Below are 18,395 nucleotides of genomic sequence, written 5' to 3'. Positions count from 1 at the left end.
GCTTCCTTCTCTGTTTTTGCTGGTCTAGCTACTTCTACTAATATATGGCTAGTAGGTTTGCGAATTCTACTTGCGCTTCCTCTTGCTCTTGGGCGGAATCTTTTTAAGACAGGACCTGCATCTACTCTACAACTTTTCACAACTACCTCTTCAGGCTCAAATCCGCCATTAGCTACAGCTGAGCTGATAGCATTTGCGATATATTTTGCGCCACGATTTGGCATAAAGCTAAGGCTAGCTAATGCTAATTCAGCATTCATGCCTTGAACTTCATCAGCTATTAATCTAGCTTTTGTTGGAGATAGTCTGATGAATTTAATAATCGCTCTACTCATAACTTCCCCTTATTTACCTATTTTTTTCTGAACAGAGCCTTTGTGACCCTTAAATGTTCTTGTTGGAGCGAATTCGCCTAGCTTGTAACCTATATGATTTTCTGTTATATATACAGGGATAAAGCTTTTGCCATTATGCACATTAAATGTCAAACCTATCATTTCAGGTGTAATTGTGCTTCTTCTTGACCAAGTTTTGATTGGTTTATTATCATTAGCGGCTTTTGCAGCGATGACTTTTTTCATTACATGGTCATCTACAAAAGGACCTTTTTTTAGCGATCTAGCCATCGTTATTTACCCTTTCTTCTAGAAATTATAAGTCTATCACTAGCTTTTTTACGGCGAGTTTTAGCACCTTTAGTTGGTTTGCCCCATGGAGTAACTGGGTGGCGACCTGAATTTTTCTTACCTTCACCACCGCCGTGTGGGTGATCTACTGGGTTCATCGCACTACCTCTAGTTTGTGGGCGGATACCTCTATAGCGATTGCGACCTGCTTTACCGATAGTTACATTTGCCCAATCTTCATTACCAACTACGCCAACTGTAGCCATACATTCAGCTAATACTTGTCTCATCTCACCGCTTGGTAATCTTAGGATTACATATTTTTCTTCTTTACCCATAAGTTGAGCATATCCACCCGCACTTCTTGCCATTTGGGCACCTTTGCCTGGTTTTAGCTCGATATTATGGACGATTGTACCAACTGGAATGCTTTTTAACTTCATAGCGTTGCCTGGTTTTATATCAAGACCGGCTTCGGCTGCACTGATAACATCACCTACATTTAAGCCACTAGGGCGGATAATATATCTTTTTTCGCCATCTACATATGAGATTAGAGCGATACGGCAATTTCTATTTGGATCATACTCAATAGCTTCAACCTTGCCTGGAATTCCAAATTTACGACGCTTAAAGTCAATTATACGATATAATTTTTTAGCACCTGCTTCTTTATGGCGACTTGTGATTCTACCATTGTTATTTCTACCAGCTGCGGCAGGAATTTTAACAAGTAAGCTTCTTACACTAGCTTTAGCTGTGATATCTTCGCTGCTAAGACTTGTCATAAATCTTCTACTTGGGGTATAAGGTTTAAAACTTCTTATTGCCATCTTATGCCTCCTGACTTGCTAGGCTTACGCCATCTGGTAATTTGACATAGAATTTTTTATAGTCGTTTCTTACGCCAACTCTACCTCTAAAACGCTTAACTTTGCCGTCTATTCTAAGTGAATTTACTCTAAGTGGCGTTACACCAAAATACTCTCTTAATACCTCTTTTAGGCCATTTTTAGTCATTTTTGGTGAAGTTTGGATTACTACTACACCTTGTTCTTGAAGGCCAAGAGTTTTTTCTGTATATACTATAGTTTTGATATCTGTTATATCTGCCATTTTTAGCCCTCTTTTACTATTGATTGTAGTGCTGATTTCTCTGCTATAACCGCACTATAGACTGAGACTAAATATGCATTTACTTCACTAGCATCAATTACATAGCAATTTGCTAGGTTTCTAAATGCTAAAAGAGTCTTAGCATCAAGCTCATTTTTGATGATTAACGCATCTCTAACGCCTAGTTTTTTGATGATAGCTGCTGCGTCTTTTGTTTTGCCACTTTCGATAGCGATGCTATCTACTGCGTAAAATTTGCCATTTGCTACTTTTTCGTTTAGAGCAAATTCAAGCGCTAATCTTTTTTGTTTTTTATTAACTTTTTGATTATAATTTCTATTATTTTTAGGACCAAATGCCACAGCACCGCCAACCCAAACATTTGTTCTAGTTGAACCAGCTCTTGCGCCACCACGGCCTTTTTGACGCCAAGGTTTTTTACCGCCACCACTTACATCTGAGCGACCTTTTGTGTGGGCTGAGTTTGCTCTCATACTAGCAAGGTAGCTTTTGACATAGAGATATAAATTGTGCGAATTCACTTCAGCGTAACTAGCTGGAAGCTCTAATTCACTTGTTTTTTCAAATTTATCATTTAAAACTGCTATTTTACTCATTTAACTATCCTTACTCTACCCATCGCACCATTAAATCCCGGAACTGAGCCTTTTAATACTAAAATTCCATTAGCACTATCAAAGCTTACAACTTCGTTTTTAACGGTAGTTTTTTCATTACCATAGTGTCCGGCCATCTTTCTACCTGGTTGGACACGGCCTGGCCATTCGCAGTTACCTATAGAACCTGGTCTGCGGTGAAATCTCGAACCATGACTCGCAGGACCACCTGAAAATCCATGTCTTTTTATAACACCTTGGAAGCCTCTACCTTTTGTATTAAAGCTAACTTTTAAAACTTTTGCTTCATTTAGTGGAGTAGTATCTAAATCCCCAGCTTCGCTATTTGCTACGCTTAGAGTCGCAAATTGGTTAAATTCACTACTTAAACCATATTTTTTTTGCTGACCTTTTATGGCTTTGTTATTTGCTTTTGTGTGTGCATAAGCTACGATAGCTCTGCTATTTTCGCCTACTTCGCATACTTTAGCTGGTAAAAGTCTAAGCAATGTAACAGGAGTGCTTGGGTTTGAGATAGTTCTGCTCATACCTATTTTTTCTACGATATATTCCATCATCTCTTCCTTTTATGCTTACTTGCCCATAGCGCGAACTTCGACATTAACTTCTGGAGCTAAGTCAAGCTTTGTTAGGCTATCAACTGTATCAGGCGTAGCTGCTACGATATCTAGCATACGAGCGTGAATTCTCATCTCAAATTGCTCACGAGAATCTTTATTTACATGTGGAGATTTTAACACTGTGTAGCGTTTAATCTTTGTAGGCATAGGTACTGGCCCACGAACATCGGCACCAGTGCGTTTGACAGCTTCTACGATGGCTGCAACTGTGCGGTCTAGAACTCTGTGGTCATAAGCTTTTAGCTTAAGCCTAATTCTTTCCATATTTTTTCCTTTAAAAATAACTTATCGCCAACTTGCGACCTTTTGATATAATGCTCTTGCAGAGGCTTATTATTAATCTCTCAAGCATGCAAGCAAAGCTTACGCTCCTCATCAAAAGACGCGAATTATACCTAAATAAAGTTTTAAAATCAAATTTTAAGGCTATTTTGTTAAAATTTATCATATTTTTTTCCTTTTTATAAGGAATATTTTAATAATTAATGGTAAGATATGAATTTAATAATTATCCTTTTAGTTTTTAAAATTAGATTTTTAAATTATTAAAATATTAATAAAATACCAACCATAATTATAAAAAATAATAGTGGGTTGTATTTCTAAAATAAGCAACCTGGTTTGGCTTGTTTATTGTAGAATTCTAAAAAAGTATCACTATCTTTTAATACATCGTCTAAAATACCAAGTTGCTTTATGCCTTTAAAAAGAGCTACGCTTTTAGCTTGACAAGAGAATGATTTACTTGGATTAAATTCAATATCAGTAAAATAATCATAGCCATCAAGCTCATCTGATAGCGCCTTATTTTGTATTAATGCAGTAATATATAGCCAATCATAAAAATATGTAGTAGGATTTATGCTATACTCTTTATCAAACAATCTAAATCCTTTAAAATAACCACTATCTTTTAATTTGCCATATTTCTTAGGATGTATCTCATCTTCAAAAATTATTTCCTCAAATGGACCACCTTTTTCAAAATATTTAGAACCTTGAAAAAATCTTTCAACCGTAGTTTTAACATTATGCATTCCGTTATTTAGTACAAGTTGCAAATTAAATGCGCTAAGCTTTTGTCCCAAATAATTTGGACTTGCTTTACTAATCTCCAAAATTTTTACATTACCGTATTTTTCCAATATTGTATTATGCATACTATTAATGCTTTTAAGCTTTTGCTCCTTTGCAAAACCGCTAAAATAAGTAAATGAAATATTATCGCTTCCAACTATTGAATTTAAATTTTTAGTTACGTAAAAGCAAGGTCTAGTCGCTGTCGCCATATTTTTCTCCTTATTATAAATCACTTTCTGTTAATTCTTTTTCATATGTTATATACTCAATTGGTATATGCCTTTTTACCATTACTTCAGCCTGTGAAACTGAATGCTCTTTTGTTCCTTTTTTATAGCCTCTATTGCTAGTTAAAATATTAAAATCTAAATTTAATATCTCTTCTTTATTAGTAATATTATAAATTTTTGCATCATTTCCAGTCGAATTCATATGAGTAAAATATATAGTATTATTATCTATATTTTCCAAAAGTTGCTTTACATCTATTGATAATAATATAATTCTTTTACCACTTTTTAAGCTACCAAAGGTCATTGGGGTGATTTTTTTAAAAGAAAGCTTTATAAAATCTTGAGTATTTTTTCTTACATCAAGCTGATGCGATAAACTACTAGACATAAAATCTACATTATAATTATTTTGTTTTACATAGTATAAACTGTATAACCCCCCCCTATTCTGTATGCTTTTCCAGTTTTTTAGAGAAGTAACGTGATATAACTTTGTAATGCCTTTGGATTTTAGAATATTTACAATAGGATTATTTGAATATATTGAATGCTTTCTTATTTTCCTTAAAAAAACCTCTTCCTCTTTAGGATCAACTTTAACAAAAGTTTTAATAATGCTCTCTTTTTTAGACTTATTCTCTGACTGACTTGGTTTTAAATCTTGCAAATTATTTTGCTTTTTATTCTTGGAATACGAACTAGATGATCCGAATAAATGTATTATTATATCTAATAAATATATTATTATACCTATTATTATAAGTAAATATACAAAAATTTCCACATACACTCCCTATGACAATTATTTAATACCTGAAATTATACAATATTTAGTTTTAATACTTAGTTTTTTGTAATTAAATTCTTTTTATATTTCAAATTTAAGAGATTATATAGCTACTCTTACCATATTTTATAAGTTTGTCACTTTTAATAAGCTTATTAAATATGGTTGAGACACTTTGGCGTTGGGCACCTAAGAGATTTGTGATAAGGTTGCAATAGAAAATGGAATCTCAACGAGCTTTTTATCTCGCACCATCATATGCTGTTCATCTGCTAAGTTATGCAAAAAGCTTACAATCCTGCTTTCTAAACTACCAAATACTATATCAGCTACAATCTGGCGTGTCATTATCGTAGTGTGAATGAGAGAATTTATCATTGCCATACTAAATTTCTCATTTTCAAAAAGCCCTTTTACATCACATAGGTTTAACTCCATTGCCTCAGAATCGCTTAAAAACTCCAAAACACTATCGCTATCGATTAAGACAATTGATCCTTTATTGATAAAAATTTATGATAAATTCATTTGCGCCATTTATATAGCTTAGCTTTGCTTGGCCGCTTTTTAGGATTATAAATTTAATATTTTGTGTGTAAATTAACTCAGATTTATAATATTTAGCCTGACGAAATAGAGCTAAATCCTCACTGCTAAGCAGCTCAAAATCGGCATAATTATCTTAATCAAATCTACCAATATTCATCGCATGCCACCATTTAAATTTTTCAAATTTAGCATAAATTTAATCTCCCTCTTTCCAAGAGAGAGATTAAGATTATTAGCTATTTTTTTGCACCTTTTTACCTGTAGTATATAGGTGATGTGCATACCAAGCATCATAGCTGTATCTGTATTTGGTCTTGGAGCAATCCATTCTTTTACTATAGATTACTAGGAAGCATTGGAGCAAGACTTAAAGCTGCGCCTAGTTTTAAAAATTCTCTTCTATTGGTTTTCATTTGATATCTCCTTTTGAAGCTTTTTGTAGATATTGAATTATTAGCCACTCATCTTTTTTATCAATTGGAGTACGAGATAGCATTGATTTAAATAGCGATGGCCACTGATTTGGATTATATTGACTCTCTTTGTACAAATGATGGTAGATTGAACAGCTCTCTTGATATCTACTTAGCTCTATCTAGCATAGGTTTTAGATCTTTTTCTAGGTTATCTTTTGCAGTATAGGCTATTACTTCGTCCCACTTGCCAGAATCATTAGCTTTTACGGTAATATTACCAATAGTTACGCCATTTATCATTAGATTTTTAATACTACCAGCGCTAACCACATCGTTAAATATTTGAGTATTATTAACTTCAACTCTTACACCAGTTTTATCTGATACGCCATTCATCATCTCAGCTTGCATCATTACCATTAGATATGGCTTGACCTAAAGAGCTAGAGAGTGAAAATATCTACTGTGATTGATTTAAATGAATATATAAAAATAAATTAAAAGCCTAGCTAGCAAATGCTAGCTAGATAGAATTATTTAAGTGTAGAGATATAGTCATTAACTGCTGCCATATCAGCATCGCTTAAAGTAGCCATTTGACCTTTCATGATAGCACCCATGCCAATTTTGCCTTTACCATCATTTAGGGCACCAGCTTTATAAGCTTTCATATCAGCCAATCTTTGAGCTGGATCTGCATCAACTAGAGCTGGAACTTTATTTAGATATTTTTTCTCAGCTTTAGCACCATGACAAACTGCACATTTTTTGTAAATGTCAGCACCATCAGCAGCGAATGCGCCAACACAGGTTAATGCAACTAATAGAACTATTTTTTTCATTTTATATCCTTTTTTGAGAGATTTTAAAAGAGTATTATAGTGGCAATATTCTGAATTTTAGATTAAATACTAGAATTAAATTTTTAATTTTTAGTTAGCGATTATTGGATAAATTCATCTATATTAAGTGAATTTAAACTAAAAATAGATAAAATCAACCTATGGAAAAGATTAAAGCACTATTTTTAGATCGTGACGGGGTGATAAATAAAGATCCTGGTTATGTTTATCGTATAGAAGATTTTGAGTTTATGCCTGGAATTTTTGAGGCTTTGGCTGGATTTATGATGCTTGGATATGAGATTTTTGTAGTTACAAATCAATCTGGAATTGGTAGGGGATATTATAGTGAAGATGATTTTGCAAAGCTTAGCAAGTATATGATTGATGAGTTTAAATCTTATGGTATTGAGATTAAAAAAATATACCATTGCCCTCACACTCCAAGCGATGATTGTAATTGCAGAAAGCCTAAACCTGGAATGATATTGCAGGCTTTAGATGAATTTAATATTAGTTTAAAAGATTCATTAATGATAGGAGATAAGCCAAGCGATTTAGAATCAGCACGAAGAGCTGGAGTAGAAAGAGGCTATTTAATCGGCGATGAATTTAAAAGCGTATTAGAAGTTTTAGAGCATATAAAAGGACAAAAATGAAGATATTAATAACTGGTGGAGCTGGATTTATAGGATCAAATTTGGCTAAATATTTTATGGATAAACATGAGGTTTTAGTAGTGGATAAATTTCGCTCTAATGAAACTTTTAGTAATGGAAATTTAAAAAGTTTTGGTCATTATAAAAATTTGATCGGATTTAAAGGCCAAATTCATTGCGGAGATATATGCGATAGAGATACTATTAAAAAGATGAGAGAGTTTAAGCCCGATGTGATATATCATGAGGCTGCTATATCTGATACAACTGTGGCTGAACAAGATGAGATAATGAGGGTGAATTTAAATTCATTTAAAGATATTATTGATATTGCTTATGAAAATGGCTCAAAGCTAATATATGCTAGTAGCGGTGCTACATATGGAGATGCACCAAGCCCACAAAGTGTAGGCAAAGGCGAAAATCCTGGCAATGTATATGGATTTTCAAAGCTTATGATGGATGAAATGGGGCGTGAATTTAATGCTAAAACTGGACTTCATATTGTAGGGCTTAGATATTTTAATGTATATGGAGATGGAGAGTTTTATAAAAATAAAACTGCCTCTATGGTATTGCAGTTTGGGCTTCAAATTTTAAGTGGAAAAGCACCAAGGCTTTTTGAAGGTAGCGATAAGATAAAAAGAGATTTTATATATATACAAGATATAATCTTAGCCAATGAACTAGCTATAAATGGAGATAGTGGAGTCTATAATGTCGGCACGGGCAATGCTAGAAGTTTTCAAGATATTGCTGATATTTTACAGCGTGAGATTGGCGTAAATTTAGGTAATGAGTATATTGCTAATCCATTTGCATCACAGTATCAATTCTTTACACAAGCTGATATTGAACCTACAAGAACTGGATTAAAATATGAGCCTAGATGGAGCTTAGAAGATGCTATAAAAGACTATCTACCAGCAATAAAAAGAATTTATAATAGTGAGTTTAAATAATGGCTAAGGTTTTAGTAGTTGGGGATTTAATGATTGATCACTATATCTGGGGTAGTTGTGATCGCATAAGCCCAGAAGCCCCAGTGCAAGTAGTAAATATCAAAAATGAAACTAAAAGGCTTGGCGGCTGTGGCAATGTAGTATCAAATTTGATCGCTCTTGGTGCAGAAGTAGGCGTAGTAAGTGTAGTTGGCGATGATGATTTAGGTAAAGAAATTTTAGAGCTTTTAGATGCTCGTGGAGCTAAGGCTGAGTTAGTTTTATCTCAAAGTGGAAGAAAATCTAGCCAAAAAAGTCGTATAATGGTATCACATCAGCAAGTAATTAGGCTAGATACTGAGAGTATAAGTGATATAAATTGTGCTGACGAGATTGTCAGTAAATTTGCAGATATTTTAGCTAGTTATGATATTGTTTTGCTAAGTGATTATGGTAAGGGTGTATTGAGTAATTACTTAACCAAGCAGATAATATCAATTGCTAAAAATAATCATAAGATGGTATTAGTAGATCCAAAGGGTAAGGATTATAGTAAATATAAAGGTGCGACACTTTTAACCCCAAATAAAAAAGAAGCAAGCGAGGCGTTAGGATTTTCTATAGATAGCGATGAAAGCTTGGAATTGGCTTTAAAAAGTATGAAATTAAACTATGAATTAGAGTACTCTTTAATCACTCTTAGCGAAGATGGGATTGGGCTTTTAAGCGATGAGGTTAAGAAATTTCCAGCTCTTGCTAAAGAGGTTTTTGATGTAACCGGTGCTGGTGATAGCGTACTAGCTACTTTGGGTTATTGCTTAGCTAGCAAGATGAGCATAGAAGAGGCGATAGATAATGCAAATTTGGCCGCAGCAGTAGTTGTAGGTAAGGTAGGAAGTGCAGATGCAAGCTGGGGCGAAATAGAGAATCTAAAGAGTAAAAAAATTGGTTTTGAGCGTAAAATTGTCAAACTTGATGAGCTTTTAAAGGTTGATAGAAGTGGTAAAACTTTAGTATTTACTAATGGCTGCTTTGATATTATGCATATTGGTCATATCAGCTACTTACAAAAGGCTAAAATGCTTGGCGATATATTAGTAGTAGGGTTAAATTCAGATAATTCAGTAAGAGAGTTGAAAGGCAAAGATAGGCCAGTAAATGTGCAATATGATAGGGCTGCGATGTTGTGTGCGATGGAGTTTGTCGATTTTGTCGTGATATTTGATGAGCTAACTCCACATGAGTTAATCAAAGCAATTAAACCTGATATATTAGTAAAAGGTGCAGACTATAAAGACAAAGAGATAGTAGGTAGTGAATTTGCTAAAAGAGTTGAGTTAATAGAGTTTATTGAGGGCAAAAGCACCACAAAAATAATAGAAAAAATCAAAAAATAAGAGGCTAAAATGAGTATATTTACAGATGAATTAAAAGCACATTTAGAGGTGGCAAATAGAGTTTTGTCCATAGATGAAGCGGTGATGAGTGTAGCAAACATAGTAGTAAAAACGCTAAAAAATGGTAATAAAATTTTAATTTGTGGTAATGGAGGAAGTGCAGCTGATGCGCAACACTTTGCAGCAGAACTAACTGGTAGATATAAGAGTGAGAGAATCTCTCTTCCAGCAATTGCATTAACTACTGATACTTCAGCGCTTACTGCAATTGGTAATGACTATGGATATGATGAAGTTTTTGCAAGACAGCTTAGTGGCGTAGGAAATAGCGGAGATTTACTAATAGGTATAAGTACAAGCGGTAATAGCAAAAATGTATTAAAAGCATTTGAGATTGCAAAACAAAAGGGCATTAAAACCATCGGATTAAGCGGCAGAGATGGTGGAGCAATGAATGAGTTATGCGATATAAATGTAATTGCGCCTTCTAATGATACAGCTAGAATTCAAGAGATGCATATCTTAATAATTCACACTATTTGCGCTGCAGTAGATGGAGCGTTTTGAGTTTAAATTATATAATTTGTCTAGCTAGCTCTAATGCAAGGGCTGGCTTTAGCTCTTTCATACACTCATGAGAGCCTAGCGGACAGACTCTTTTCATACATGGCATACATGGCAAATTTAGATGTGCTAGTCTTGCTTTTGGGTTATTATATGGGCTAGTTCTAGTAAAGTTAGTTGGGCCAAATAGTGCAACTGTTGGCACCTTAAAAGCAGCTGCGATATGCATTGGTCCGCTATCATTAGTAATAAAAAGCCCAAGTCCAGCAATATAACTAGCTAACTCTTTTATACTAGTTTTACCACAAAGATTTATATGCGATATACCGCTTTTAGTCAAAATATAGCTAATCTCATCACAAATCTCTATCTCGCCATTTCCACCAAAAATCAAAATATCAAATTTATCTGCTAACTCCATAGCAACCTGAGCAAAATAGCTAGGATACCATCTTTTAGCACTTCCATATGTTGCGCCTGGATTTAGCCCTAGAGTCGGCCTAGTATAAATTTGTGGGGTAAAGCTTAACTCCATTTCATTGGTTAAAATACCAATATTAAGGGCTTTTGAACTAAAATTTAGATAATCAACTACTAAATGGTCACTTTTATTAATTGGCCTATATACTCCACTTTTTGGAGCGTGAATAAAAAATGCCAAAGCCTTTGAGGCTAGATGACTTCTAAAGCTGATAAATGCATCAAATTTAGGCTGGGATTTGGCTAATTTATATAGATATGCTAGGCGAAATTTGGATTTTTTGGACTCATCTATTATAATATCGCCAAGATTAGCAAATAGAGCCGTACTAGCCGCAGAGCCAAAAAATGTTAGCTTTGTATCTTTAAAATTTGCCCTAATATTTGCAATAGCAGCACTACTCATTACCCCATCGCCAAGCCATGTTGGCAACTCAATGAATACTCTCACCAATAACCTTTAAAATTTCATTTAGATTCTTTTCAACGCTAAATTCGCGTGCTAATTCGCTATTTTGTCCTGAAATCTCTAAAAGTAGATCATGATCTGTTAGCAAAAGATTTATATATCCATCTATACTTTGATCACTAGCATCCTTCATAATAAACTCGCTACCTAAAATCTCACTAGCTCCATTTTGTTCAGTAGTAAAACACGCACAACCATAGCTAAGCGCTTCTAAGAGTTGATTGCTAAATGAGTTATAATGCGATGGCAAAACAAATATATCAGCTGCTTCATAGTAGTGATTCATTATAGTTTGAGATGGGCGGAAAATAACTGTAACACCAAGATTTTGGGCAATTTTTCTATATTTTAAAACAGTTTTATCGCTACCGATAATAAGTGCATTTACCTTGGTCTCCAAACGACTTAAAAGCTCAATAAATTCCCTAGCTCCATCAATCCTAAAATTATCTGATACAAATAGTATAATTGGCAATTCCATATTAAGCCCAAGCTCATTACATAAACGCATCTTGGCTCTGCCTTTTTGGATTTGAATTGGAGGTGTGATTCCTGGATAAATGGTAACTAATTTATTTGGGTCTAGATTATAAACAGTCTCTAATCCAAAGCGAGTTAGATTTGAATTTGCTATAATTTTAGTAGCGTTTTGGACACATTTTTTCTCAATTTGACCAACGATGAAATTTGAAAAGCTTAAAAACCAAAATTTATAAAGCTTTTTATAAATTTTTTGTACACCATCATTAGCTAAATATATATCAGCACTATCAAATCTATCTAAACAGATATAAAACTCATTGCCCTTTTGCTTTTTGGCTATATTATTGATTTTAAGCGACCCCAGTAGGCTAGTTTTATCTTTAATGCCACTATAATTTTTAGATATAGTAGTATATTTAAGCGAATTTAAAGCAGCTTTTAAGCGCTCGATAAACCTCTGATTTTTGCTAGAAAAGCTTATTTCTAAGATTGATATATTTTTCATTTTTTGATTTTAACATAGCTAGGCTTATAAATTGGTTTATTTATTTAAATTTTGTTGACTTTGTGTAATAAAATGGTTTTTTATTTCATTTTTTATCCAGTTAATATCTAAACTATTTAAACATTCACTCACACCAGAATTATTGCACCCTTCTAGACCGCATGGGACACACTTTAAATTATTTTGAATTACAGTGTGAATACCCATTTTTTGAATCCCTCCTTTGCTTTGATAGAGGCTTTTGGATTTTGAATTATCCCATGGACCCCAAGCAGATGTATAACTAGGCCCAAAAATAGCTATACACGGCACATCATTGGCTGCAGCCATATGCATTATAGCAGTATCAGTACCGATATATAGCTTTGATTTAGAGCTTAAAAATGCCACTTCATCTAAGCTTAAATTTCCCATAAATACAATTGGGTTTGAGCTACAAAGTGATAAGATATTTTTCATTTTGCTTATCTCATTTGGATTTTTATCACAGGTTAGCACAACTCTTTTATCTAGCTCAATTTCGCAAAAATCAATAATTTTAGCTACTGCTTCATTGCTTAAACACTTATAATCAAACCTAGCCATAGGATGAATATGGATAAAATAATCTGGCAAATTTAAATCATAATTATTAAAATATAAATTTACTTTAGTAGTGATAATATCTTTACCCAAAGCATTAATGGCAGATAAATTTTGCATTACGATATGGCCGTTTGATTTGGATTCGTGAGTTATGAGTTTGTTTAGAATTTGGTTTGTGCCTTTGCGTGATACTATGGTTTTAGCTCCGCTAAATTTAGCTAAGAATATCCCACGATCGCTAGTTTCAGTATTTATTACTATATCAAATTTCTCTTTTCTTAACTCTAAGGCGTATTTTAACTCAAGCCAAATTCGCTTAAATATATTAGATTTTTTAATAGTGCCTCTATCATAGATATGGATTTTATCAATTTGTGGATTATTTTGTATTACTGCTTGAGTTCCTTGATTTAAAGCAAAGTGTATAGAAGCATTAGGATAATGAGTTTTAAGATTAGCAACTAATGGCGTAGTTAAAAGCACATCGCCTATAAATCTAAATTTAATAATTAAAATTTTCATTTGTAAATCTCTGGGTAGAACTGTTTAAATTTCTTATGCATCCAAAAGTACTCATCTGGCTTGCTTTTTATCATATCTTGAGTAGCGCTACTTTGGGCTTGTGTGGCTTGTTTGATTTTATCGCCATTTAGTTGATTGATATCTATTGGGTCATAAAAGCTAATCTCATTTTTATCGCCAACTCTTTTGATAAAAGCTGGGATTATTATTGCATTAAGCTTAGTAGCAAAGATACTAGCAGCATGTGTGTGCGAGATACGATTAGAAAAAAACTCGCACTCTACTCCATCTCTAATATCTACATTTTGATCAACTAAAATGCCAAGAAGCCTTCTATTTTGCAATGCTTTCATAATCGCTCTTGCGCCACCACTTTTAGGAATTACTTCTATATTAAATTTACTTCTATTTTTGCTTAAAATTCTATCCATCACAGGACTATCAAGGTTTCTGCCTACAATGCTTACAGGGCCAAATTTAGCTGCCATCGCAAGGCTAAAAAGCTCCCAATTGCCATAATGTGCAGTGGTGATGATAATTGGACGATCTTTGAATTTATCTAAAATTTGAGCATTTTTAAATTCAACTTTAGATAAAATTTGCTCTTTTGTGTTATTTTGATTGCGTAAAAACTCCACGCCAAAGTGGGCAAAATTGCGATAAGTTTGTAAAATAATCTCTTCTATATTCTCAAATTTACACATTTTTAGATTGGTTCGCATTATATTTGTATGTTTTTTATCAAATTTGTAAAAGCATTTTGCAAGTAGATCAAAAAATATATTTTGAATAGCTTTTGGAGTGTAGATTGCGATAAATCTAAGCATATAATATAGCCATAAATATAAAAAATCAACCATTTAAAAGCTCAGAATTTAAAATATTTTTTGCTAAATTTGCTATATTAATTGGTGATATCTCATTTATGCAGTAATCGCTCTTATCTATATTTCTTGCATCGATTTTTTTGCCTGTATCAATAGTATAATTTATAGGCGTGATAAAGCTATTTCTATGGCTTGGTCGATTTCCAAAAAGAGTGATACTAGCTCTATTTTGAGCCCAAGCTAGATGAGTTATACCGCTATCATTGCCAATTACAAGTCCTACGCTTTGCATAAAATCTATTACCTTAGATAAACTCATAGGACTAAGTACTTTAGCATGGGTATTATAAGCAATTTTACTAGCAAGTTCATACTCTTTAGCATTTGCTGATATGATATTAATCTCATAATCTTTTAGCAAATTTATAACTTCATTAAACTTATCATAGCATTTGCTCATTTCGCTTGCAAATGGTGCTATTAAAATAGTTTTAGATGGTTTAGGCTTTATATTTGAGATGAAACAAGCAGATTTTTGCTTGATATCATTATCATTAAAGCTAAAGCCCAAAGCAGCGCTAGCAAGAGCTAAATTTCGCCTTATAATATTCTCATTATAATCAATTTTAAACTTACTCTTATAAAATATAGAAGCTAGTGGCTCTTTTATGCTATTTTTATCAAATCCAGCTATATTGCTACCTAAAACTTTAGCTACAAGGGCTGATTTTATAAGGCCTTGAAAATCTATAATAAGATCAAAATGATTACTAAATTCTCTAAGAATTTTAAAACTTTTAATAAATTTTTTATCCTTTAAAGGAAGTGTGATAACATCAACGCCATCTAAAAGATGAACAATACTACTAAATTTTTCATCTACAAACCAGCTAATTTTAGCATCTTTAAAATGCTTTTTGATAAATTGCACAACAATGCTTGTATGAACTATATCACCAAGAGCTGAGAGTCTAATAATTGCTATTTTCAACTAATTTTCCAAGATTTTTTGCTATTATTTTATCTAAATTTGATTAAAAGTTGGTAATTTATGAGCGGTTATATATGCGTATTTGATTGTGAGACTGTGCCTGATTGTGATTCTTTAAGAGAGGCTTATGGTTATGAAGGTGATGATAAGAGTGTAGCACAAATGGCACTTGAGGCGCAAAAAGAGCAAAGTGGAAGTGAGTTTTTGCCAGTTTGTTTTCATAAAGTAGTAACTATTAGTGCAGTAATAGCTGATGAGTTTGGTAGATTTAAAAGAGTATCTACGATTGCTGGAGATAGTGAAGAGAAAAAAATAGCTGAATTTATTAAATTTATAAATGAGCATAATCCTAGACTTGTGAGTTATAATGGTAGAGGCTTTGATCTGCCTATGCTGATGATAAGAGCGATGCGTTATAATATAGAAGCTAGTGAGTATTTTAACACCAATGATAGAGCTAATGGCAAGGATAAATGGTGCAATTATAGAAGTAGGTATGATGGAGTTTTTCATCTTGATTTGCTTGATCATATTAGCGATTTTAAGACTGTAAGCGGGCTAAAGCTAGATCTACTTTGTGCTAGTTTAAATCTGCCTGGTAAATATGATGTTTGTGGCGATGAGGTGATGAACTTATACTATAATGGAGAGCAAGATAAAATTGATGAATATTGTGAATCTGATACGCTAAATACATATTGGTTATTTTTAAAATATGAATTATTGCGTGGCAGGTTAAATTTAGATGATTATGCTAATTATTTAAGCTTGATGAATGAGTATCTAAACACCCAAAAATCAGATATGAGTTATAGCATAGTATTTGATAGATATATAAAAAATGAACTTGATAGATTAGGGCGTAGATGATTAGGATATGTTTATTAATTTGGCTAGTTTGTTCTAGTGCTTTTTCTTCTGTAATGCTTCTTAAAGAGTATAAAGATGAAAATCTAACCGGATGGATGATGAGCGAAAAATATGATGGTGTGCGTGCTATTTGGGATGGCAAGGAGTTAAAAAGTCGTAATGGTAATATAATTAATGCACCATCTAGCTTTATAGCTCAATTGCCAGATTTTGCACTTGATGGAGAGCTGTGGAGCAATAGAGGAGAGTTTGAGCTAATTGCTTCTATAGTACTAGATAAAAATCCTGATATTAAAGCATGGCAAAATATTAAGTATATGGTATTTGATCTACCTAAATTTGATGGAAATTTAAGTGATAAAATGGCCTATTTAGAAGAGTTTTTAAGCCTAAATCCAAGTAGTTTTATAAAAGTTGTAAAGCAAACTTATATTCAAAACAATCTCCATGCTTTTGCCTTTTTAGATGAGATTGTAAGCAAAGGTGGCGAAGGTATAGTAGTTCGTGATCCAAATGCATCATATATAAGTGGCCGAAACGATAAAATACTAAAATTAAAAAAGTGGCATGATAGTGAGTGTCAAATAGTAGCTATAAATAATGGTAAAGGTAAGTATAAAGGTGCTATGGGTTCAATAGATTGTGTAGATATTTTTAGTAAAATTAAATTTAAAATTGGATCTGGATTTAGTGATGAAATACGAAAAAATCCCCCAAAAATAGGCACCATAATCACATATAAATTTCAAAATCTAACCAGTAATAATAAGCCAAGATTTCCAGTATTTTTACGAATTAAAAGAGGTGAATAGATGAAAAAAATTATATTTTTATGCGTATTGATCGTTAGCTTAAATGCGCTAATACTATATGAGCCAAAAACAAAAGAGCAAAAAGAGGGTTATAGATATGGTCAGACGATGCGAATGCTAGGTATGGGCAAATGGGAGTGTGATAGGAAATTTAAAAATATCGATAATGAAAAACTAGAGTGGTGCGAGTATGGTTGGGTTGATAAAAGTGAGGAGATAGATGCTAGAAAGCTTGATTAATGGTATAAAGCTTGTCAATTTTACTAGCTTAGATACTAAAGAGATAAAGATGATTTATAATTGGCGAAACAACCCTAAAATTGCTAGGTATATGATAAATAAAAGTATAGAGTGGAATGAGCATATAAGATTTATAGATACTCTTAGTAGTTCTAATGATAAAATATATTTTTTAGTTTATAAAGATGATTTAGCAATTGGAGTGATCTCATTTGTAAATATCTCTAAAAGCTCTTGCGAATTTGGGATATATGCTAGTCCAGATTTGCGTGGTATGGGCGATTTACTTATGGAAGTGGTTATAGATTATGCGTTTAATAGGCTGTGTGTTAAAGAGATTTTAGCTAAAGCTTTTATAGATAATTTAAGAGCTATAACGCTTTATAAAAAATTTGAATTTAATATAATTAAAAAGGATAAAGATATGGTATATTTTAGCCGCCAGTGGGGGGGGGTAGGGCTTAATATACCTATTTTTTGCCAAGAAAGGCTCTTGGCATGAAGATTGCAATTCTTACTACAGCTAATCAATGGTTTGAGCCATATGCATTAAAATTGCAAGATCTATTAAGACATCGTAGATTTGATAGCCAAATTTATAATTTTCATGAACGAATTAGTGGTTATGATGTTGTTTTTATACTTAGTTATCATAGAATAATTGATAAAGAGTTTTTGATTAAAAATCGCCATAATATTGTTATTCATGCTTCTGATTTACCAAGAGGTAGTGGCTGGTCGCCAATGTTTTGGCAGATTTTAGAAGGTAAAAATGATATAGTTTTTACTCTTTTTGAGGCTAATAGTGGCGTTGATAGCGGAGATTACTATCTTAAGGAGACTTTGAAATTAAGCGGCCTAGAGTTAAATGATGAGCTTAGAGAGTTACAAGCTAATATGTGTATTGAGATGAGTTTGAAATTTATAATAAATTATAAAAATCTAACTCCAATCAAACAAATAGGAGAGCGTACATTTTACCCAAAACGCAGTCCAAAAGATAGTCAGCTTGATCCAAATTTAAGCTTAAATGAGCTTTTTAATCAATTAAGAATTGCTAGCAATGATGAGTATCCAGCATATTTTTATAAGGATAAAAAGAAATTTATTTTAAAAATTTATAGTCAAGATGAGAATTAAATT

The 18,395-nt window shown here is 32.8% G+C and carries 25 protein-coding genes and 1 pseudogene; 9 read left to right on the top strand and 17 right to left on the bottom strand.

Annotated elements, in window-relative coordinates:
* Positions 1-2: 2 nt before the first annotated feature.
* The 12 genes and pseudogenes from rplV to CIGNP103_RS03945 all read right to left on the bottom strand — a co-directional run.
* Positions 3-335, bottom strand: a pseudogene (gene rplV, locus CIGNP103_RS04000) (50S ribosomal protein L22); the annotation flags it as partial.
* A gap of 9 nt (positions 336-344) precedes the next feature.
* Positions 345-626 (bottom strand): 30S ribosomal protein S19, encoded by a 282-nt coding sequence (gene rpsS / locus CIGNP103_RS03995; protein ID WP_086225388.1) that lies wholly within the window; start codon positions 624-626, stop codon positions 345-347.
* Between the two features lie 2 nt (positions 627-628).
* On the bottom strand, positions 629-1,459 hold the full coding sequence (rplB, locus tag CIGNP103_RS03990) for a 50S ribosomal protein L2 (protein WP_086226585.1): 831 nt from the start codon (positions 1,457-1,459) through the stop codon (positions 629-631).
* A 1-nt stretch (position 1,460) separates the two neighbouring features.
* Positions 1,461-1,742 (bottom strand): 50S ribosomal protein L23, encoded by a 282-nt coding sequence (locus CIGNP103_RS03985; RefSeq protein WP_086225386.1) that lies wholly within the window; start codon positions 1,740-1,742, stop codon positions 1,461-1,463.
* A 2-nt stretch (positions 1,743-1,744) separates the two neighbouring features.
* Entirely contained in the window at positions 1,745-2,359 is a 615-nt protein-coding gene (gene rplD, locus CIGNP103_RS03980; RefSeq protein WP_063997497.1) for a 50S ribosomal protein L4, read from the bottom strand.
* Positions 2,356-2,934 (bottom strand): 50S ribosomal protein L3, encoded by a 579-nt coding sequence (gene rplC / locus CIGNP103_RS03975; protein WP_086225385.1) that lies wholly within the window; start codon positions 2,932-2,934, stop codon positions 2,356-2,358. Before rplC ends, rplD begins: the two co-directional genes overlap by 4 nt.
* Positions 2,935-2,952: 18 nt before the next feature.
* Positions 2,953-3,264, bottom strand: a complete 312-nt coding sequence (rpsJ, locus tag CIGNP103_RS03970) for a 30S ribosomal protein S10 (RefSeq protein ID WP_002847957.1) — start codon at positions 3,262-3,264, stop codon at positions 2,953-2,955.
* A 338-nt stretch (positions 3,265-3,602) separates the two neighbouring features.
* Positions 3,603-4,289: a DarT1-associated NADAR antitoxin family protein gene (locus tag CIGNP103_RS03965; RefSeq protein WP_086268628.1), complete on the bottom strand. Its 687-nt coding sequence runs from the start codon at positions 4,287-4,289 to the stop codon at positions 3,603-3,605.
* 13 nt (positions 4,290-4,302) lie between these two features.
* Positions 4,303-5,097, bottom strand: coding sequence for a DarT ssDNA thymidine ADP-ribosyltransferase family protein (locus CIGNP103_RS03960; RefSeq protein WP_180381796.1), 795 nt, complete (start codon positions 5,095-5,097; stop codon positions 4,303-4,305).
* A 192-nt stretch (positions 5,098-5,289) separates the two neighbouring features.
* Positions 5,290-5,565, bottom strand: a complete 276-nt coding sequence (locus CIGNP103_RS03955) for a hypothetical protein (protein WP_086268626.1) — start codon at positions 5,563-5,565, stop codon at positions 5,290-5,292.
* Between the two features lie 665 nt (positions 5,566-6,230).
* Positions 6,231-6,485 (bottom strand): hypothetical protein, encoded by a 255-nt coding sequence (locus CIGNP103_RS03950; protein ID WP_141082229.1) that lies wholly within the window; start codon positions 6,483-6,485, stop codon positions 6,231-6,233.
* Positions 6,486-6,598: 113 nt separating this feature from the next.
* Entirely contained in the window at positions 6,599-6,907 is a 309-nt protein-coding gene (locus CIGNP103_RS03945; protein WP_086225302.1) for a c-type cytochrome, read from the bottom strand.
* Positions 6,908-7,068: 161 nt separating this feature from the next.
* Between CIGNP103_RS03945 and gmhB the strand changes: the two genes are divergently transcribed.
* The 4 genes from gmhB to gmhA are packed head-to-tail and all read left to right on the top strand — an operon-like array spanning position 7,069 to position 10,471.
* On the top strand, positions 7,069-7,566 hold the full coding sequence (gene gmhB / locus CIGNP103_RS03940) for a D-glycero-beta-D-manno-heptose 1,7-bisphosphate 7-phosphatase (RefSeq protein ID WP_086225301.1): 498 nt from the start codon (positions 7,069-7,071) through the stop codon (positions 7,564-7,566).
* A complete protein-coding gene (rfaD, locus tag CIGNP103_RS03935) occupies positions 7,563-8,528 on the top strand; it encodes an ADP-glyceromanno-heptose 6-epimerase (protein ID WP_086233548.1) in 966 nt (321 codons plus the stop codon). Before gmhB ends, rfaD begins: the two co-directional genes overlap by 4 nt.
* Complete coding sequence (rfaE1, locus tag CIGNP103_RS03930; RefSeq protein ID WP_086226592.1) at positions 8,528-9,904, top strand: D-glycero-beta-D-manno-heptose-7-phosphate kinase; 1,377 nt, start codon at positions 8,528-8,530, stop codon at positions 9,902-9,904. Before rfaD ends, rfaE1 begins: the two co-directional genes overlap by 1 nt.
* A 9-nt stretch (positions 9,905-9,913) precedes the next feature.
* Positions 9,914-10,471: a D-sedoheptulose 7-phosphate isomerase gene (gene gmhA / locus CIGNP103_RS03925; RefSeq protein WP_086253553.1), complete on the top strand. Its 558-nt coding sequence runs from the start codon at positions 9,914-9,916 to the stop codon at positions 10,469-10,471.
* A gap of 7 nt (positions 10,472-10,478) precedes the next feature.
* Here gmhA and CIGNP103_RS03920 read toward each other — a convergent pair whose 3' ends face one another.
* Genes CIGNP103_RS03920 through waaC form a run of 5 tightly spaced genes read right to left on the bottom strand, consistent with a single transcriptional unit; the run spans position 10,479 to position 15,330 of the window.
* Positions 10,479-11,399 (bottom strand): glycosyltransferase family 9 protein, encoded by a 921-nt coding sequence (locus CIGNP103_RS03920; RefSeq protein WP_086268624.1) that lies wholly within the window; start codon positions 11,397-11,399, stop codon positions 10,479-10,481.
* Positions 11,383-12,405 (bottom strand): glycosyltransferase family 4 protein, encoded by a 1,023-nt coding sequence (locus CIGNP103_RS03915; protein ID WP_086268623.1) that lies wholly within the window; start codon positions 12,403-12,405, stop codon positions 11,383-11,385. The genes CIGNP103_RS03920 and CIGNP103_RS03915 overlap by 17 nt, the downstream gene beginning before the upstream one ends.
* A gap of 36 nt (positions 12,406-12,441) precedes the next feature.
* Complete coding sequence (locus tag CIGNP103_RS03910) at positions 12,442-13,512, bottom strand: glycosyltransferase family 9 protein (protein ID WP_086225295.1); 1,071 nt, start codon at positions 13,510-13,512, stop codon at positions 12,442-12,444.
* Positions 13,509-14,372 (bottom strand): lipid A biosynthesis lauroyl acyltransferase, encoded by an 864-nt coding sequence (locus CIGNP103_RS03905; RefSeq protein ID WP_086268622.1) that lies wholly within the window; start codon positions 14,370-14,372, stop codon positions 13,509-13,511. Before CIGNP103_RS03905 ends, CIGNP103_RS03910 begins: the two co-directional genes overlap by 4 nt.
* Positions 14,365-15,330, bottom strand: coding sequence for a lipopolysaccharide heptosyltransferase I (waaC, locus tag CIGNP103_RS03900; RefSeq protein WP_086232660.1), 966 nt, complete (start codon positions 15,328-15,330; stop codon positions 14,365-14,367). The genes CIGNP103_RS03905 and waaC overlap by 8 nt, the downstream gene beginning before the upstream one ends.
* A 60-nt stretch (positions 15,331-15,390) precedes the next feature.
* On the opposite strand from waaC, the gene CIGNP103_RS03895 reads away from it, so the two are divergent.
* From CIGNP103_RS03895 to CIGNP103_RS03875, 5 genes are read left to right on the top strand one after another with little or no spacing between them, the layout of a single operon-like run.
* Complete coding sequence (locus tag CIGNP103_RS03895; protein ID WP_086241542.1) at positions 15,391-16,200, top strand: 3'-5' exonuclease; 810 nt, start codon at positions 15,391-15,393, stop codon at positions 16,198-16,200.
* Positions 16,197-17,012 (top strand): DNA ligase, encoded by an 816-nt coding sequence (locus tag CIGNP103_RS03890; protein ID WP_086268621.1) that lies wholly within the window; start codon positions 16,197-16,199, stop codon positions 17,010-17,012. Before CIGNP103_RS03895 ends, CIGNP103_RS03890 begins: the two co-directional genes overlap by 4 nt.
* On the top strand, positions 17,013-17,252 hold the full coding sequence (locus CIGNP103_RS03885) for a hypothetical protein (RefSeq protein ID WP_086228654.1): 240 nt from the start codon (positions 17,013-17,015) through the stop codon (positions 17,250-17,252). It begins immediately after the preceding gene.
* A complete protein-coding gene (gene pseH, locus CIGNP103_RS03880) occupies positions 17,233-17,754 on the top strand; it encodes a UDP-4-amino-4,6-dideoxy-N-acetyl-beta-L-altrosamine N-acetyltransferase (RefSeq protein WP_086268620.1) in 522 nt (173 codons plus the stop codon). The genes CIGNP103_RS03885 and pseH overlap by 20 nt, the downstream gene beginning before the upstream one ends.
* Positions 17,751-18,392: a formyltransferase family protein gene (locus CIGNP103_RS03875; RefSeq protein WP_086268619.1), complete on the top strand. Its 642-nt coding sequence runs from the start codon at positions 17,751-17,753 to the stop codon at positions 18,390-18,392. The genes pseH and CIGNP103_RS03875 overlap by 4 nt, the downstream gene beginning before the upstream one ends.
* Positions 18,393-18,395: the final 3 nt, after the last annotated feature.

The organism is Campylobacter sp. P0103 (genome assembly GCF_002139545.1).
Classification (GTDB): domain Bacteria; phylum Campylobacterota; class Campylobacteria; order Campylobacterales; family Campylobacteraceae; genus Campylobacter; species Campylobacter devanensis.
The sequence above is the reverse complement of the archived record's forward strand: the minus strand, read 5'-3'. Positions and strand labels throughout refer to the sequence as shown.

Coding starts and splice junctions, on each gene's coding strand:
- gmhB (WP_086225301.1), top strand. CDS start 7,069: ATGGAAAAGATTAAAGCACTATTTTTAGATCGTGACGGGGTGATAAAT.
- CIGNP103_RS03915 (WP_086268623.1), bottom strand. CDS start 12,405: ATGAAAAATATATCAATCTTAGAAATAAGCTTTTCTAGCAAAAATCAG.
- rplC (WP_086225385.1), bottom strand. CDS start 2,934: ATGGAATATATCGTAGAAAAAATAGGTATGAGCAGAACTATCTCAAAC.
- CIGNP103_RS03965 (WP_086268628.1), bottom strand. CDS start 4,289: ATGGCGACAGCGACTAGACCTTGCTTTTACGTAACTAAAAATTTAAAT.
- rplD (WP_063997497.1), bottom strand. CDS start 2,359: ATGAGTAAAATAGCAGTTTTAAATGATAAATTTGAAAAAACAAGTGAA.
- CIGNP103_RS03885 (WP_086228654.1), top strand. CDS start 17,013: ATGAAAAAAATTATATTTTTATGCGTATTGATCGTTAGCTTAAATGCG.
- CIGNP103_RS03910 (WP_086225295.1), bottom strand. CDS start 13,512: ATGAAAATTTTAATTATTAAATTTAGATTTATAGGCGATGTGCTTTTA.
- CIGNP103_RS03945 (WP_086225302.1), bottom strand. CDS start 6,907: ATGAAAAAAATAGTTCTATTAGTTGCATTAACCTGTGTTGGCGCATTC.
- pseH (WP_086268620.1), top strand. CDS start 17,233: ATGCTAGAAAGCTTGATTAATGGTATAAAGCTTGTCAATTTTACTAGC.
- gmhA (WP_086253553.1), top strand. CDS start 9,914: ATGAGTATATTTACAGATGAATTAAAAGCACATTTAGAGGTGGCAAAT.
- rpsS (WP_086225388.1), bottom strand. CDS start 626: ATGGCTAGATCGCTAAAAAAAGGTCCTTTTGTAGATGACCATGTAATG.
- CIGNP103_RS03905 (WP_086268622.1), bottom strand. CDS start 14,372: ATGGTTGATTTTTTATATTTATGGCTATATTATATGCTTAGATTTATC.
- CIGNP103_RS03985 (WP_086225386.1), bottom strand. CDS start 1,742: ATGGCAGATATAACAGATATCAAAACTATAGTATATACAGAAAAAACT.
- rfaD (WP_086233548.1), top strand. CDS start 7,563: ATGAAGATATTAATAACTGGTGGAGCTGGATTTATAGGATCAAATTTG.
- CIGNP103_RS03895 (WP_086241542.1), top strand. CDS start 15,391: ATGAGCGGTTATATATGCGTATTTGATTGTGAGACTGTGCCTGATTGT.
- rpsJ (WP_002847957.1), bottom strand. CDS start 3,264: ATGGAAAGAATTAGGCTTAAGCTAAAAGCTTATGACCACAGAGTTCTA.
- rplB (WP_086226585.1), bottom strand. CDS start 1,459: ATGGCAATAAGAAGTTTTAAACCTTATACCCCAAGTAGAAGATTTATG.
- rfaE1 (WP_086226592.1), top strand. CDS start 8,528: ATGGCTAAGGTTTTAGTAGTTGGGGATTTAATGATTGATCACTATATC.
- CIGNP103_RS03875 (WP_086268619.1), top strand. CDS start 17,751: ATGAAGATTGCAATTCTTACTACAGCTAATCAATGGTTTGAGCCATAT.
- CIGNP103_RS03950 (WP_141082229.1), bottom strand. CDS start 6,485: ATGGTAATGATGCAAGCTGAGATGATGAATGGCGTATCAGATAAAACT.
- CIGNP103_RS03890 (WP_086268621.1), top strand. CDS start 16,197: ATGATTAGGATATGTTTATTAATTTGGCTAGTTTGTTCTAGTGCTTTT.